The sequence below is a fragment of the Paenibacillus anseongensis genome (assembly GCF_009757995.1).
Lineage (GTDB): Bacteria > Bacillota > Bacilli > Paenibacillales > NBRC-103111 > Paenibacillus_E > Paenibacillus_E chondroitinus.
This window is the reverse complement of the sequence record NZ_WSEM01000002.1, coordinates 93,237-110,015: the sequence shown is the minus strand read 5'-3', so window position 1 is coordinate 110,015 and position 16,779 is coordinate 93,237. Positions and strand designations below refer to the sequence as shown.

Sequence of the window (16,779 nt, the reverse complement as noted above, 5' to 3'; positions counted from 1 at the left end):
TGCCTAAAAAAGGAACTCCGTGCTAGGAGTTGCGGGTTTCGTTCATATCAGCGCCCTGCTGTTCCCCTAAGCTTGGCCTCAGCCTCGTCCAAGACTCCCCGCCGACACGCCAGGCCGCACGGCAGCAAATAAAAAAAGCCGCATCAAATGCGACTTTTCATGTCTCCTTCGCTCCGCTAAGCGAGAAGCTCCATCCTATGATTTAATTTGAACAATCATCTCAATTTCCACTGGTGTGTTGAAAGGTAAATCAGACGTACCTATGGCCGATCTGGCATGTTTGCCATTTTCACCAAAAACAGACTCCAGCAATTCCGAAGCCCCATTAATGACATACGGCTGGTCCGCAAAGCCACTCGCACTGTTGACAAAGGCCAATAACTTCACAACTTTTTCCACCCGATCCAAGTCACCTAGATGCGCTTGCAATACACCTAACAGGTTAATCATCGTTTGTCTTGCAGCTAGTTGGCCCTGTTCAATCGTCAAATCCGTTCCTAGCTTCCCTTCAAAAATAAGCTTACCATTCATACGGCAATCATTACCTGATGTATAGACCAAATTATTAACTGTTACAGCTGGCACATATTGGGCTACAGGTACACCTGGAACTGGCAACTCAATACCTAATTCTTTTAATCTGCTCGAAATTACACTCATCGTTGTCCTCCGTTAATTTCCGTATATTTGATAAACACTAACTTCTTACCGACAGAAAAGCCAAGTTGTGGAAAATGGAGCGAATCCTTTTGATCGCCGTGCTGGTACGTGTAGGATGAACGCGATTTGTCAAAAGTACAGCAAACACATCATCTTCCGGATCCATCCATATGCTGGTTCCCGTGAAACCGGTATGCCCATAGGAAGACATGGAAAACAAGTCACCCGCAGGAGAATCATGCCTGTCCTTTGCCTGCCATCCAAGTCCTCTGGCCAGTTTTAAAGAAGATGTCTGATTGTTAGTCATCAGGCGAACTGTCTCTGGCTGTAAGAAACGGCCTTCTGCAGTTTCTCCTAACCGGAGCATCGCTTGGCAAAGCTTGCTCATATCCCCGGCGGTGCTGAACAATCCTGCATGACCTGCAATGCCTCCCAGCACGACTGCATTCTCGTCATGAACTTCTCCGATCACGGTCGTGCCACGCCACTCACAATATTCAGTTGCGGCAATACGCGAATGCAAATGTGCGCAGGGATTAAACAGGGTCTGACTCATCCCAATCGGCTCCAATACCAGCTGCTGAAGCACGGCATCCAGACTGTCACCAGCAATCGTTTCTATGATTTCCCCCAAGATCATGAAACCTTGTGAGGAGTATTCAACATCGGTGTCAGGCGCATAGCGCAGCGGAAGATTTCTCACAGCAGCCAATAGTTCCTCTTTCGTAGGCGATGTCTGATATAAAGGCTGCTGTCCGGGTATCCCGCTTGTATGCGCGAGCAGTTGACGGAGCGTCAAGTTAGCCTTATTTGTATCTTTGTAGTCGGGCAAAAAATGAGCGATCACATCTTCCAAATAACATTCACCGCGCTCTAGCATCACCATTAATGGTAATACTGCGATTGGTTTGGTTACAGATGCCAGATCCCATATACTATCCAGTTGCACCGATGGCCCGTCCCAAAAGAGCGTTCCAACCGTCCCCTGCTCCGTAATTCCGTCTGAATTTCCAATGGCATAAGCCGCACCGGAGAAAGCTTTCTCATCACGGGCCTGCTGCAAAAACTCAGTTATTCTGCTCATTCAATCACCTGCCTATAAATTGTCGGGCAATTCGTTCATAAATGTGCACTGCCTGTTCAACCTGAGAAATCTCAACAAATTCATCTGGGGCATGCGCCTGATCCAAACTGCCTGGTCCCAGTATGATCGTTGGAATCCCGGCCATTGTCACCAGCTTGCTCATGTCACAGCCCGCCCTGAATCCATATGGAGTTTGAGGTTTCCCTATGACATATTCAACCGCCTCAAGGGCCGTACTAACGATTCTCTCTGTTGCCAATGTTTCGGAAGGAATGGTAGCTACCACTACGTCAATTGGGTCTAGCGTTAGCTCAGGTATCGATATTTTCAATGCATTCAAAATATCTTGAAGCTCGGAATCCGCATCCGCGTGCGTCTCGCCAGGAATCAACCTGCGGTCAATGATGATTTCCGATTGATTAGGAATCGTGTTTTGCCGAGTTCCTCCCTGAATCATCGTTACTACCGCACTGGCCGGTCCAAGCAGCGCATGAGGAGTAAGAGACAATTTAGTATTCAGTTTCTCATACTCAACAATAAATTTTGATGAATGGATGATTGCATTAATACCAAGCTCCGGTCGCCCTGAATGTGCAGCACGGCCAAGGAAACGCAGCCGTCGCATATAGGTGCCTTTATGCGCAATAGCAACGTCCAACCCAGTAGGCTCGCCTACAACCGCACCATCCGCCTGAATGCCTTGCTGGACCAAATGCAGCGTACCGAGCCCCCCGGCTTCTTCCCCCATCACGGCAGTAAGAACTAGCTTACCGCTCAGGTTTCTCGGATCGTTTGCGATGTTTTCCATAGCTGCCATCATACTAACCAAGCTGCCTTTGGTATCACATGCACCCACGCCATAGAGCTTTCCCTCATCCAGACTTAACCTTGGCTCAAAAGGCGGAGTTGACCACACTTGTCCCTCGGGAGAATTAACATCCATATGGGTATTAAAAACGAGGCATGGACCGGGACCGTAATCCAGCGTAATAATGACATTGTCCTTCCCCGGTTCAACCGTTTGACGTACGACTTGTGCACCGAAGCTCTTCGCCCATTCTTCCAACCAATCCGCTACCTCAGCAACTTCACCAGGCGGATTTGGAGTTGGATGCGAGATACATGTCATTAAGGCTTTAATTACAGGGCTTGGTTGCTGCACCATATCATCTCCAACCTTATAGTCTCCTTCCATAATTCGGTTAAAAGTTTGTTTAAATCTTCAAAGCTCGCGTTCAATTTTAATTGGGATTCCGCTATTGCCTGTTGAATGACAGATGGCTGCTTCAAGCCGCTTCCGGTAATCACACATACGACACAATCATCTGGCTGAACAAAGCCATTGGAGACAGCTCGCTTCAGCACCGCAAGTGAGGCGGCAGAAGCAGGTTCAGCACAAATCCCTTCGTTACCCAGCCATTGAACCGCTTCGATAATCTCCTCATTCGTCACAACGTCTGCGAATCCGCCTGAATCGTAAATAGCATTCAGCACCCGGCGCCCCCCTTGAATTGGAGCATCAGCCGCAATACTTTGCGCAATGGTTTGAGTAGGATCACCATGTTTCTCCGCATGTCTTGCTCCCTGCTTGAACGCCTGGACAATCGGCCCCGTAGCGCTCGGCTGCACCGCAACCATTTTGGGCAGCGAGTCGATCCACTCCAGTTGTTTCAACTCACAAAAACCTTTCCAAGCTCCCCAAATACCTCCACCTGTACCTACGGGGTGAATCATCAGATCCGGAGCCTTCCACCCCAATGCCTGGCTGATTTCATAAGCATAGCTCTTCATCGCTTCGTGCCTGGTCGGGTTGATGAAATTCACAAACTGATATAAACCGAGATCCCTCACTGCTTGCTCAAGCATCGCAGAAATATCCGTCATACTTTCAAAATGTAAAGTAGCCGTATGAGCCCCGTACAAGCCGATGATCGCTTTCTTGATCGGGTTAGCCAAATATTCGACCAACACCGTTGCATCTAACCCCGCCCGGCTTGCATAAGCCGCAAACGAAGCTCCCGCATTCCCGGAACTGTAAGTCAGCCCCCGTGATAACCCCAACTCTTTGGCAAAACTGACCGCCAAGCTAAAGCCACGATCCTTAAAACTACCAGTAGGCATCAACGCATCATTTTTAAAATAGAGCTTGGACAGCCCTAACTTCTTTCCAACGTAAACAGATGGTAACAGCGGTGTGCCGCCCTCTCCCATTGATACAACGTTAGTACCGTCCTGCAGGGGATAAAATTCATGCCACCGCCACATCGAGGGTTCGCGAGAATCAAATAACTTCGGCTGCAATTCAACCTTCATACGGTCCAAATCATACTGAATTTCCAGCAAGCCCCCACAGCTTGGGCATGTATTTAAAGGCTGCATTAATTCGAATCTCTCTGTGCAATTATCACAGGAATAATGAGTTGCATAAGACCAAGTCATTTGCTTTCTTCCTCCTAAAAACTTTCTATAAGGAAAATGCTGCTTAACTTCTTTAGCGCCCTTTGGCTTTCGGATTCAGTTTATCTCTCCAAATATCACCCAAAATATTGATGGCTAATACAATCAGCATAATGGACAAGCCCGGAAATACGGAAATCCACCAAGCTGATTCCATATACAATTGTCCTTGGTTCAACATGTTGCCCCAGCTAGGTACACTGACAGGCACGCCAAGTCCAAGAAAACTCAGTGAAGATTCCGCAATAATAGCAGACGCCACTTGGAAAGTAGCAATGGTAATCACCGGCGAAAAAATATTCGGAAGGATATGCCTAAACAGCAAGCGAAAGTCACTAACTCCAATGGTTTGCGCTGCGACGACGAAATCACTGGAGCGTATGCTCAAAACCTCTGAACGAATCACTCTCGCATAAGGCACCCAGCCTGTAATACCAAGCACAATAATCAAATTATTCAAGCCGCCTCCAATGACAGCCACGATCGCTAGTGCTAATAAAATTGTCGGAAAAGCCAATTGGATATCTGCGATCCTCATCATGAGATGATCCAAAGCGCTGTAAAATCCAGATAACAAGCCTATGATCGTTCCCAGCACGCCTGATATCACTACGGCTGCTACACCTACAAGGATGGAAACCTGACTGCCATATATAATTCGGCTTAACAAGTCCCGTCCCATATTATCTGTGCCCAGCCAATAGCCAGCTTCGGAGCCACTAAGCCAGAAAGGAGGTTTAAAACGCATCAATAAATCCTGTACGTTCGGATCATGCGGTGATATTTTCGTTGCGGTCACGGCCATTATGAGAAAGCCGCCAAGCACGCATAGCGATAACCAGTTAAATAGACTGCCATATTTCCCACTCACTATTCGTTTTAACGTAGGTATCCCTCCTATTTATATTGGATACGAGGATCAACAAGCGAATAACAGATATCAACAATTAAATTAACCAGTACAAAAATAGCGGCCAAAATGATAATTGCTCCCTGAACCAACGGATAATCACGGTTATAAATGGATTGCACCAGCAGTTGCCCGACACCTGGCCAAGCAAATACGGTCTCTGTTACTACAGATCCTCCCAATAAAGATCCAATCTCCAAGCCAACGATCGTAATGATTGGTAGCAGACAATTTCGTAAAGCATGTTTTGAAATGACAACCACGGCAACCAAACCTTTGGCTCTGGCCGTACGAATATAATCAGAATCGAGAGCTTCAATCAACGATGCCCTTAACAATCTGGCAACCAGTGCCAAGAGATGAATGCCCAGCGCAAAGGCAGGTAATACGATGTGGCTGAATCCGCCAATACCACCCGTCGGGAATATTCTCCAATGAACGGAGAACAGTAAGACGAGCACAATCCCCACCCAGAAAACAGGCATGGACTGACCAAAAACAATTAACGACATGATACCTTTCTCTATTACTGTCCCCCGTTTTATAGCCGAAATAATTCCGGCAGGGATCGCAACGACGAGAGAGAATAGCAAGGCTGCTCCGGCGAGCTGAATCGTCGCCGGCATCCTTTCTATAATAAGTTGTAACGTATGCTCGCCGTAGCGCAATGAAACTCCAAAATTTAAATGAAGTAAGTTCAACAGATAAATGCCATATTGCTCAATAACGGGTTTATCCATGCCCAGAGAATGCCGAAGCGCTTGTGCCTGTTCAGCCGTAGCATCCGGTGTCAGCATGATGGCTACCGGATCGCCAGTCAGCCTTGTAATTAGAAATACGACCGTCGCTACCCCAAACAAGACAAATATGGCATAAAAGCAGCGACGCAGTATATAAGAAAGCAATAGATATCACCTCCGCAGCAGACAAATCATTTAATGGATGCTTTGTACATGGACAAGATGCCGACCGGATTCGGTTTCCACTCAATATTGTTGCGGATTCCGTATAGGCCATTGATTTGATATAAATAGATGAAAGGTGCATCTTCTTTTAAAATCGTTTGCAGCTTGGTAAATGCAGCTTGTCGTTTTTGTGGATCTATGCTTTGTTCTTCTTCATCGACGAGTTTATCAATGTCAGGGTTAGCATATCTGTTATAACGTCTGTCACTTTTTAGATAGGACTGAAAATTACTCATTGCGTCCATGGTCCATCCTGTATTTCCGATAAAATACATAGGTGAGGTCTTTTTCGCTACCAAATTAGCCGTCAAGGTCTTGCTGTCCATCAAGTTAAGCTGAACTTTAACCCCAATCTTCTCCAGCTGTGCCGCAATGACTTGAACATTGTTTACTTCCAAATTATCCGCATCCAGTGTAATTGCGAAACCATCAGGATAACCGGCAGTCGCCAGCAGTTGCTTAGCTTTCTCGATGTTATATTCGTATGGAGCAATAGCCGGATCGTATCCGAAGTTCTCCTTAGGGACTAATGTAGACGCACGCGCAGCATTACCATCCAACACGGTTTTGATCATGGTATTCACATCAATGGCATAGTTGAGTGCCTGACGAACTTCCTTCTTGGCCAAAGGTCCTGCTTTCGTGTCCAATGAAATATAGAATGTTCGGATTCCAGGACTTGATACGACTTTAAGATCGGATTGGTTTTTCAGCTGTGTAGCCACATCGGGTTTAATACCAGATGCAATATCCACTTCTCCCGCTCTTATTGCTGCAGCCATATTGGAAGGGTTCGGAATGATTTTGAAGACCAGCTTTTTGAATTTGGCGGCTCCTTGCCAGTAATCCGCATTGGCTTCCATTGTAACTTGACTATCTTTTTGCCAGGAAACAAATTTGAATGGACCTGTACCGACAGGATTTTTCGCGAAATTCTCATCGCCTTTTTCCTTAATATACTGTGGGGGAACCATGGCTCCGCCGAACAACGTCATTTTATTAGGCAAAATTGGATCAGGACCATCAGTAATAATTTTTACAGTTTTGGCATCCACTACAATTACTTCTTTAACCGTTTTCAGCTCAACAATCGGTGATTTCGTTTCAGGATTATTAAGACGATCGATACTGAATTTCACAGCATCTGCGTTGAACGGCTCACCATCATGAAATTTCACACCTTCTCTAAGCTTGAATTCCCAAGTCGTATCGTTCAACGCTTTCCATTCGGTAGCAAGTGATGGAGCCAATTTGTTATTCTCATCGCGTGTAACCAAGGTATCAAACATGTTAATCAGAATACCCATGTCCGGTATCTTGCCCTGCTTTTGCGGGTCCAGTGTTCCTGCGTCGATATCTTGCGCCACCGTTAACGTGTCCTTAGCCGGTTTGGATGAGACTGTACCAGATCCTTTGTCAGATGGAGTCGTGGAACTGCCATTCGAGTTCGAACAAGCCGATAAAACGGTTATCAAGCACATAACTGCCAGTATAAGCTTTAATTTCACAATAATTCCTCCTAAAATGGTCTCACTGAATTGATTAGCTTACATACTTACATGACTGGACTTGTTTGATGTATAAAAATTGCTGATCCTACAACGTCCTGCACGCTGTAAATTGACCTGCTCGTATAACTGCTGTTGGCTTTATGAACTGTTCAGGTGCTAGCAAGTTGCCTTGTGAATCGCGATAATCACGCCCTTCTGGACGCTGCCCATCAACTTCAAATAACGTTGCTCGATCCAGAATTCCATTAAGGGAACACCAATTGTTCATCTGTAAAATCTGTGCTGGTGCTATCGTTACTGCGTCAATCACCTTCTCAAGTGGCATGCCGCATGCCAGCAGCTTGGTCATTGTTGTTGACAGGTCATAAACCGGACCTCGAATATTGCGAATATGTACATCCGTACTAATGGTATGTGGCGCATATCCGGCTGCTATTGCATTCTGGCATATCTCGTTATTGAAGCTTGCCGCCCCATGTCCCACATCCAGCTTAACGCCTCGATCGATGGCTTTCTGGAGTGCCAATACCGGCTTGCCATTTTTTAACCATGGATGTCCGATTTTCCCATGAAAGCAGTGGGTAATGACATCTCCTTCGTCCAAAAGATCTAAAACGCCATCAATGAGCGGAGGCGCTTCCCCGATATGTACCATAACCGGCACGCCAGCCTCGTATGCTGCCAGCTTAGCCAGTTGAAGCGGTTGGAGTCCCATTGATCCAACAATAGCACCGCTCGAACGAACCTTGACGCCACAGACAAAATCGCGATTCTCTGCGATCGCTTGCACAGTTTTATCTACATGAATGTAATCCAAGGTTGCCACTTCACGAAGATGAACCAGCCCAATTGAGCTAATGTTTAACCACGCCTTCACTTCCGTCTGAAAAGCAGGAGCAACATACTTCCGAAGCCCTGGCAAAGTCGCTTCCCCAGCACTTCCTGCATCAACAACCAAATGGACGCCATTATAAATCCCTGCTTCATCAGCGGGTACACTGAGGTTGGCAACACCATCGTATACGTGTGTATGGAGATCAATCCATCCTGGGCTCAAATAAAACTCAGGCTCCTGCGAGGCATGATCCGGGAACGAGCGATCTAGTTGGTACCCATCGGCCGTCTTCTTTAGCAAGGCTTTGTATGTCTGTTGATTCAACGGATCTATCACTTTTACAAGCGTCTGATCTTTCATAACGATGCACCTGCCGTTTCGTATAAATGACAAGCTGCGGAATGTCCTGGAACAATTTGTTGCAGCTGCGGTCTTACTGATTTACAAACCTCCATCACCTGCGGGCAGCGAGTATGGAACGGGCAACCTTGCGGGGGATTAGCGGGACTTGGCACTTCTCCTTGCAAGATAATTTTTTCCCGTTTAACCCCTCTTTTCGCATGAGGTGAAGAAGATAACAGCGCCTTCGTATAGGGATGGAGCGGTTCTTGGTACAAGCTATCCTTATCTCCAATCTCCACCAAATGCCCTAGATACATGACACCAACGCGATTGCTAATGTGCTTGACTACGGATAGATTATGCGAAATAAACATATAAGAAAGATTAAATTCTTTCTTCAATTCCGTCATTAGATTAAGAATCTGCGCTTGAATGGATACATCCAGAGCCGAAACCGCCTCATCAGCCACAATTAACTTAGGGCTTAATGACAGTGCTCGTGCAATGCCTATACGCTGCCGTTGCCCACCGGAGAACTCATGCGGATATTTCCGCAAATCTTTCTGACGCAAACCAACCAAATCTATTAATTGATTAACCTTCTCGGATGCTTCTTTCCTGTTCATGATGTCGTTTATCAGCAGTGGCTCCGCTATAATATCTGCAACCATCATCTTAGGATTCAAGGATGCGTAAGGATCCTGAAAGACCATTTGAAAGTTTCGACGTGTACGGCGAAGTGTCTTTCCTTGCATCTTGGTGATGTCTTGCTGATCGAATAAAATGGTTCCTTCCGTCGGTTCAAGAACACGCATAATCATTCGGCCCAAGGTCGATTTCCCACAGCCCGACTCTCCAACAATACCAAGCGTTTCGCCATATCCTATTTGAAAGGAAACATTATCTATGGCCTTCACATGTCCGATTGTTCGACGGATAAGTCCAGCTTGGATCGGATAATATTTTTTGAGATTGGAAACTTCTAATAGCTGATCACTCATGATATCTATCCTTTCTGTTAGATTAGATCACACCTAGCGAACTGGCCGGGCTTCACTTCGCGCAGTTCTGGCATTTTTTGAGTACAGGATAGCTGCGCCCACTCGCATCGTTCTGCGAATCGGCAACCGATTGGATACTTTGATGAATCCGGTACCGTACCTGGAATTGAATACAGCATCTCTTTTTCTTCATCAAGCGATGGGATGGATTTCAATAGTGCCTGGGAATAAGGATGAAGCGGATCCTCAAACAAAGAATCGGCTGATGCACTCTCAACCACTTGGCCCGCATACATAACGACTACGTGATCAGCGATTTCAGCGACTACACCCAAATCATGGGTTATCATCATCACCGAAGTATCGAATTCATCACGCATGCGCTTCATCAGCTCAAGCACTTGGGCTTGTATTGTCACATCCAGAGCCGTTGTAGGCTCATCAGCAATCAAAAGCTTAGGCTCGCATATCATCGCCATGCCAATCATCACACGCTGCCTCATGCCGCCAGAAAATTGATGCGGATATTCCTTTACAATCTCTTTGGCCCTTGCTACACCAACGAATTCAAGCATTTTAACGACCTGTTCCAGCGCTTGCTGCTTCGTTATTTTACGGTGTCTGAGCAGAACTTCCGACATCTGATCGCCAATCGTCAACACCGGATTCAGCGATGTCATCGGCTCCTGGAAAATCATCGAAATATCGTTTCCCCTAATCGCTGATAGTTGATTCTCCGTTAACTCGAGTAAATCTTGACCCCCAAACCAAATCTGCCCATTTACCACACGACCATGTGGTTTTGGAACCAACCCCATGATGGATAAAGACGTCATGCTCTTCCCGCAACCCGATTCCCCAACAATACAAACAATTTGTTTAGGATAAATAGTGAGATCAATACCATCAACTGCATGCACTTCGACATCGCCTTTGACAAAATAGGTTTTTAAATTCTCAACCGATAGTAGTGGCTGAACCATCAAGTGCCTCCTTTATCTATGATTTTCATCACCATGAGGTAATATTAAAAATTTTTATATTATATTAATTTTTTTCTTTTTTATAATATAGTCAAAAAAAACCAACCCGTCAATGCTTTTTTCTCAAGTAAGCCCTTCCAAAAGGAAATTACATGACATGGACTTAACATAATTTTGATGAACCATCTATTTTTTCGAAATAATTCTATAAAACGCCGAAAATATGTTAGATTTCTTACCATTCAAATTTCAGTTAATGCAAAAAAACCAACCAACGTAGGGAAGTTGATTGGTTTTTTTACTCATATGCTTTCGCACAATTTATTTCACGCGGACTTCATCCAGTAGGTTATAGAGAGTAAATTTAGAGATATCCAGAAACTGGCATACCTTATCTCCAGCCTTCTTAATTAGAAATGCTCCTCGTCTATCGAGAAATTGGACTGCTTTCTTCTTGTCCTCTTTCCCCATATGGGAAACGGGTATCCCTATCTCGTTATGGCATTGCTGAAGCAAATAATCCAGTAAATCACTCACATCATTAACGAATACTTCTTCCGTTTCTTGTTCCATGCTGTGCATCGTGATCGATTTAAGCGCTTTTTCAGCCATAATCAAATCAGAAATATCCATATTTATGCAAATGGCTCCGATAATCTCCTCTTTATTATTTTTGAGGTAAATAGACGTAGATCGAAGTATCTTTCCATCTTTCGTTTGCGTGATATAGTTATAACGATCACCGTCTTTGTCAGAACCTCTCAAAACTTCCAAGCCCAGATTGCTCCCACAATCACCAATTCTTCTTCCAGTAATGTGGGAGTTCTCAATCCCTACAATTGTATGCTCATAATCACCAGTCAAATCATGAAGCACAACCTCGCATTTATCCCCGAATTGCGTTGCAATTCCTTTAATGATTTGCTTTAAAGCTCCAAGTTCGTCGTTTATATGTTCCAATCACATCACACACCTTAAAAAAAATAATATCGCATTAAAATTTTTAATAATGCATATTCTAACCTTATTTTTGCCATTTAGCAACATGATTACTACAATACCTTTCGAAGTCTATAAATCGTCAATAAGAATTCGCTATTTTGACATCTAAGGCTGATTACACTTCGACAAAACGGCTTATAATGAAGCCATTACCATGTGGTAGGAAAGGAGATTTTTGATTAAATGAGCAATAATAACCATGTACCAAGGCAAGCTGGCAATAAAAATTATACAGCTGCCATTGTCACCATCTCATTAGTCGCAAATATCGTTATTTTACTCTTGTTCTTCTCACCGATTGGTTACAAGGGCGAGATAAATTTTGACCTTACCATCTTTCCAAGAATCAATGGGGTATTGAACAGCTTCACATTCATTTTTTTGGTTGCCGCATTGATTGCGATCCTACGGAAGAACATAAAGCTTCACAAAGGGTTCATTCTGGCTGCCTTCTCTTCAACATTGTTGTTTCTTGTCTCCTACTTAACATTTCATTACATGTCCTCGGAGACGGCGTTGTTTGGTGGTAAAGGGATTATCCGGCCGATCTATTTTTTCATTCTGATCTCTCACAGCATTCTTGCAGCCATCATCGTGCCACTCGCCTTGTTCACTCTTGTATGGGGTTGGACTAACCAGTTGCATAAACATCGTAGAATTGCCCGTTGGACAATGCCGATCTGGTTATATGTGAGCTTAACCGGGGTTGTCGTGTTCTTAATGATGAATCCGTATTATTAAGGAGATTTGAAAGGAGCAGTTGCCGCGGCATTCTGCTCCCTGTTTGAACTATTAATAGTAGTCCTGCTATTGAAAAAGAGCTGCCGCATTGACGCTATTTTGATTTGAAGAAGCGATTAGAATCCTCCGCTAAAGTTTTCATTATCTCCAAAGATTGAAGCAAATCATTAACCTCTAATGCATGGTTAGCATCTTTTATTCTAATTACATCTGTATTTGGAAATTCATCTATTCGTTCAATGTCACTCTCATTAAAAAGTTTGTCGTTTGTGCCACATACAACTAATCCACCAAATTTCTCAATTATTGGGATCGATGATCTGACAGGTGTTAGAAATAGATGTCTTATATTCCTATCTGCAAATAGTTCAGCCGTTTTTCCAGCAATGTAAGTTCCAAGACTCTTGCTTACAAAAACGACATCTAAATAATTGTTAATGACCTGGTTTATTGAGTTGTAGCATTCTTGAATCACCTTATCGACATTTGATTCTTCAAATGCTCGTCTTGCAGATTGGTAGCCATACTCAAGTAGTAATAGATCGTGTCCCGCATCAAATGCTGATTTGCCCGTATAGTATAGAAGAGGCAATTCACATGAGTAATTCTGTCCAGGGAAAAGCACGGCAACTGAGGTGTTATCATTTTTTATGTGTTTGTGTGATATATCTGCTCCCCAATATGAGGGTAAAATAATCTTATCAACTTGCACGAACAACACCTCTTTACGATTGATTTGGCAATACATTTGGTGTATATGCTTTTATTCCCTAAACGTTAACCGTAAGCTCAATAAATTATTTGTTTTTTAAACAAAGCAGTAAGTAAACCTGCAATACCAAACATTTCACTTGATGCTTCCATTTCGAGCATATCCCGTAATTCGATTACTTGAAAACCATTAAATACTTCTCTTAATTTTTCGTCCGTGTAACCTAAACCACCTCTGAGGCTCCTTAGTCTATACACTTCCCAATCAGATATATCCGAACCTCCAAGTTCTCCACCAACCTTAAAGCAAGTTATTGCAAAAAAACTATTTGGCTTAAGCGCTTTATTCAACAATTCCAGATAACTCATCCTTCGATGAGGCGCGATATGGTGAAAACAACCCGAGTCATAGACAATGTCATATGTTCCTTCTTCAATATCTAACTCAAATATATTTTGCTTTATAAAATTAACTGAGACATTCTTGTTCTCAGCACGCTGCTTCGCCCAATTAAGAGCCTCTTGGGATAAGTCCACTGCATCAACTGTACAGCCCTGTTCAGCAAAATAAATTGCATTCCTCCCAGGACCACAACCTAGTTCCAACACTTTTCCTGACTTTAAATATCCTCGATTAAAATACTGGACTAAATTTTCATCAGGTAAATTCACAAAAAAAGGGACTTCTTTTTCCTTGTCAGAATAAAAGTTGTCCCAATTAAAACGTGATTGTTCTTTTAACAACGTGTCCAGAATATTCAAAACATCATCATAATTAAAAATTGATTCCTTCATCGGATAACCTCCTGACGATTTGGCAATGGAGCTGAAGAAGGTTGGCTTAATTTACATCCCTTTGCCATCGGCTTTTATGAATTCATAAGTTTCACTTCATCCAAAGCTCTCTGAGCCAATCCGTTAACCACAATGTCGTCCATCGGCGGATTATGCAGCCCTGCACGCACGTCGCGGTACATCCGCTCCAACGGTAAACTGCGTGACAAACTCGCAGCACCAACGATACGCATCGCTGTATCTACAATTGAGATAGCATGATTCGTGGCCACATGTTTGGCCAAGCCCAGCTCCGGCTTTAGCGCTTTGCATCGTTCAGGTTCCCGGTCCCATCGATCGGCAACCGAGTAAAGTACCGTGCGCGCCGTTACAAGCTCAATTTCCATTTCGCCAATTTGACGTCGAATATTCGGTAATTCAGCTATCGGTGTGTTCAAGCTGTTCGGTCGATAGTGCTGCGCGTAGTTAATCGCAAAGCTTCTAGCCGCATGCGCAATCCCGATATAACAAGCGGGAATATGCAATAGCCATCCACCTTCGTCGGGTTTGCGCTCCTTGCGTGGTGCTCCCGAACGGTGAATAAGCTGATCATCAGGCACGAATACGTCTTTAAGCACCACATCGTGGCTCCCCGTAGCGCGCATGCCAAGTGTGTTCCATGTTTCTTCTATACGTACGCCAGATCCGGAACGCACGAAAAAATCCCCTGTTTCCTCCGTGCCCTCAATCGCTGCCGAAACAGTAAAACATGTGAGTATAGGACTCAAAGTACTGTAGGTTTTGCGTCCACTGATCAGCCATCCGCCCTCTGTGGCAACGGCCTTCGTTTCCGGTCTTCCCCCCCGACTCGGACTCCCTGTTGCCCGTTCCGTCGCCAAATTATTAATCAACGCACCTGTTTCCACCGATTCTCGGCAAAAACGTGCGTACAACGTTTCCGGCCAAGCATTCGTAAAGCGTAGCTGATGCATCAAACCAACGTGCCAGCCCACCGCAAGCGTTGTTGAACCATCGCCTCTCGCGAGTCGTTCCTGGGCAAGCACCAATTCGTACAGCGACGCTTCCTCTCCGCCGTAAGCTCGCGGCACTGTCAGCTGCAAATAACCTGATTCACGAAGATCCGCGAAATTGTCGAACGGAAAGCTTCCCTCTGTATCATGATGTGCCGCACGACTCGCGAAGAGGGCTGCTAATCGATCAGAACGTTGCGCAATCTCTGCCTCTCGTTCATTCCGAATATATATATCTGTTCCTATGCTCTCAGTCATTTTTTTCTCTCCTCTTCATGTAAATATTTTGAACTTGTTTTTTCAATTTAATTATTATTATTCCTAGAACTGTTCCAATAAAAAGACTTATAAATGAATACGGAATACCGATTCCGATCAACACTAATCCATTAGCAGGGTTTTCATCAACATCACGATTCGGATCACCAGTTGCTACCATGTAAAACAGATAGAGCACATAAAAGATAATGAAAGACATTAGAGAAATTAACAACTGCCTCCACTGACCTCGAGAAACAACCAAACTGATAATGGTATTTGTTAGAAATAACACTATAAATCCATGAGATAGTCTTGAATCTAAATACTCTCCATTAGATCCAAATATATATTTAAAATATAGTAATGTTAATATTAGGTGTACTATTGATGGAATAGATCTTGCTATTATAATAGTCATTTGTTTGCCTGCTTTGGGTTCATAATAAGAATTTCTACTATCGATTTCCGTTAGTTAAATCACCATCACTGCATTTTTCAATATCAAAACTCCGACTATTTTTGTTCCATTCTTCTGCCAAAATTCCATAAACAACGTGGTCTACATAATGGTCATATAACCATTCTGCTTGCCTAATGCATCCTTCATTTACGAAGTTTAATCTTTCGGGAATACTCCTACTTTTCTGATTCTCTACCGCAGCCCTAATTTCAACTTTATTTAGGTTTAACTCACTAATTGCATAATCGGTCAATGCACTAGCCACCCTGGTCATAATTCCATTCCCTTGAAATTCTTCTCCAAGCCAATATCCTATATATGCAGTTTTGTTTGACCAATTTATACTATTGTAACCTGCAACTCCAACAATTTTACCTTTAAATAATATAACTGTATTCAAGCTCTTATTTTCAGCGAAACTTTTTAGACATATTTTAATAAAATCTATTGTATCTTCTAGTTGTATTGTCGCATCAAGCCAAGGAAGCCATTCTCTTAGATAACCTCTTGAATTATTTGTTAATTCAAATACCCTCTCTCCATCCCTTAATTCTATTAGTTTTAAAGATAAGTCCTCATCAATTTTATGTATAAACATGGTCTCCTCCTTGAAAGGTGGTTATTTTAACTTTTTTTGAGCTAATCTCCCGTTACATCAATGGAACAAAGAGCAGCGCCGAAGGTTCTGCTCTCAGGTATGGTTCAACTATCGAATTCAATTAGATTCTTGTAGATGGATAAAAAAAACGAGCGCTTCGTTACGATAGATAGTACACACGGGTCAAAGCCATTAATTCCATCATCCAGGAGAGCGCTCTACCATGAAGTTTAAAGCGCAAGATAAACAAAATCAATTCATTGAAAACATTACTGTACATCATCTCGTTGTAGGTGCAGACATTACTCAGGAGGCACATGTTGCTAGTGCGGTTAACTTCCGCGGTGTCGCTCTCGGCAATCCATTGATTTTTAACAAACGTACCACTTTAGCTGAATCATTTGGCTAAATGGAACTAGGACATTAACCGCTGACAGCTTCATTTCTTCAACC

The 16,779-nt window shown here is 43.7% G+C and carries 17 protein-coding genes and 1 pseudogene; 2 read left to right on the top strand and 16 right to left on the bottom strand.

The features are described from left to right. Positions 1-195 precede the first annotated feature (195 nt). The 11 genes from GON05_RS01100 to GON05_RS01050 all read right to left on the bottom strand — a co-directional run bounded on the left by GON05_RS01100 (position 196) and on the right by GON05_RS01050 (position 11,708). On the bottom strand, positions 196-660 hold the full coding sequence (locus GON05_RS01100) for a RidA family protein (protein WP_157317409.1): 465 nt from the start codon (positions 658-660) through the stop codon (positions 196-198). Positions 661-697: 37 nt separating this feature from the next. After that, positions 698-1,744, bottom strand: coding sequence for a serine hydrolase domain-containing protein (locus tag GON05_RS01095; protein WP_157317408.1), 1,047 nt, complete (start codon positions 1,742-1,744; stop codon positions 698-700). Between the two features lie 4 nt (positions 1,745-1,748). Further along, positions 1,749-2,906: an ArgE/DapE family deacylase gene (locus GON05_RS01090; RefSeq protein WP_157317407.1), complete on the bottom strand. Its 1,158-nt coding sequence runs from the start codon at positions 2,904-2,906 to the stop codon at positions 1,749-1,751. Then, complete coding sequence (locus tag GON05_RS01085; protein WP_157317406.1) at positions 2,885-4,183, bottom strand: threonine synthase; 1,299 nt, start codon at positions 4,181-4,183, stop codon at positions 2,885-2,887. Before GON05_RS01085 ends, GON05_RS01090 begins: the two co-directional genes overlap by 22 nt. Before the next feature lie 52 nt (positions 4,184-4,235). After that, a complete protein-coding gene (locus tag GON05_RS39145) occupies positions 4,236-5,072 on the bottom strand; it encodes an ABC transporter permease (RefSeq protein ID WP_221435190.1) in 837 nt (278 codons plus the stop codon). 26 nt (positions 5,073-5,098) lie between these two features. Then, positions 5,099-6,016, bottom strand: a complete 918-nt coding sequence (locus GON05_RS01075) for an ABC transporter permease (protein WP_246238739.1) — start codon at positions 6,014-6,016, stop codon at positions 5,099-5,101. A 26-nt stretch (positions 6,017-6,042) separates the two neighbouring features. Next, entirely contained in the window at positions 6,043-7,584 is a 1,542-nt protein-coding gene (locus GON05_RS01070; RefSeq protein ID WP_157317405.1) for an ABC transporter substrate-binding protein, read from the bottom strand. Positions 7,585-7,672: 88 nt separating this feature from the next. Then, on the bottom strand, positions 7,673-8,782 hold the full coding sequence (locus tag GON05_RS01065; RefSeq protein ID WP_157317404.1) for an amidohydrolase/deacetylase family metallohydrolase: 1,110 nt from the start codon (positions 8,780-8,782) through the stop codon (positions 7,673-7,675). Beyond that, on the bottom strand, positions 8,779-9,765 hold the full coding sequence (locus tag GON05_RS01060; RefSeq protein WP_157317403.1) for an ABC transporter ATP-binding protein: 987 nt from the start codon (positions 9,763-9,765) through the stop codon (positions 8,779-8,781). Before GON05_RS01060 ends, GON05_RS01065 begins: the two co-directional genes overlap by 4 nt. Before the next feature lie 17 nt (positions 9,766-9,782). Beyond that, positions 9,783-10,748 carry an ABC transporter ATP-binding protein gene (locus GON05_RS01055; protein ID WP_157317402.1) on the bottom strand — a complete coding sequence of 322 codons (966 nt, stop codon included), beginning with the start codon at positions 10,746-10,748 and terminating at the stop codon, positions 9,783-9,785. Positions 10,749-11,069: 321 nt separating this feature from the next. Further along, complete coding sequence (locus GON05_RS01050) at positions 11,070-11,708, bottom strand: helix-turn-helix transcriptional regulator (RefSeq protein WP_127455750.1); 639 nt, start codon at positions 11,706-11,708, stop codon at positions 11,070-11,072. Between the two features lie 225 nt (positions 11,709-11,933). Between GON05_RS01050 and GON05_RS01045 the strand changes: the two genes are divergently transcribed. After that, on the top strand, positions 11,934-12,491 hold the full coding sequence (locus tag GON05_RS01045) for a DUF420 domain-containing protein (protein WP_157317401.1): 558 nt from the start codon (positions 11,934-11,936) through the stop codon (positions 12,489-12,491). 94 nt (positions 12,492-12,585) lie between these two features. Here GON05_RS01045 and GON05_RS01040 read toward each other — a convergent pair whose 3' ends face one another. The 5 genes from GON05_RS01040 to GON05_RS01020 form a co-directional block, all read right to left on the bottom strand. Beyond that, positions 12,586-13,203 carry an alpha/beta hydrolase gene (locus GON05_RS01040; protein ID WP_157317400.1) on the bottom strand — a complete coding sequence of 206 codons (618 nt, stop codon included), beginning with the start codon at positions 13,201-13,203 and terminating at the stop codon, positions 12,586-12,588. 77 nt (positions 13,204-13,280) lie between these two features. Next, a complete protein-coding gene (locus GON05_RS01035) occupies positions 13,281-13,997 on the bottom strand; it encodes a class I SAM-dependent methyltransferase (RefSeq protein ID WP_157317399.1) in 717 nt (238 codons plus the stop codon). 74 nt (positions 13,998-14,071) lie between these two features. Then, positions 14,072-15,265: an acyl-CoA dehydrogenase family protein gene (locus GON05_RS01030; protein ID WP_157317398.1), complete on the bottom strand. Its 1,194-nt coding sequence runs from the start codon at positions 15,263-15,265 to the stop codon at positions 14,072-14,074. Continuing rightward, positions 15,258-15,686, bottom strand: coding sequence for a hypothetical protein (locus tag GON05_RS01025; protein WP_157317397.1), 429 nt, complete (start codon positions 15,684-15,686; stop codon positions 15,258-15,260). Before GON05_RS01025 ends, GON05_RS01030 begins: the two co-directional genes overlap by 8 nt. 37 nt (positions 15,687-15,723) lie before the next feature. Next, positions 15,724-16,326: a GNAT family N-acetyltransferase gene (locus GON05_RS01020; RefSeq protein WP_157317396.1), complete on the bottom strand. Its 603-nt coding sequence runs from the start codon at positions 16,324-16,326 to the stop codon at positions 15,724-15,726. Between the two features lie 223 nt (positions 16,327-16,549). On the opposite strand from GON05_RS01020, the pseudogene GON05_RS01015 reads away from it, so the two are divergent. After that, positions 16,550-16,702 (top strand): annotated as a pseudogene (locus GON05_RS01015) (IS110 family RNA-guided transposase); the annotation flags it as partial. Positions 16,703-16,779: the final 77 nt, after the last annotated feature.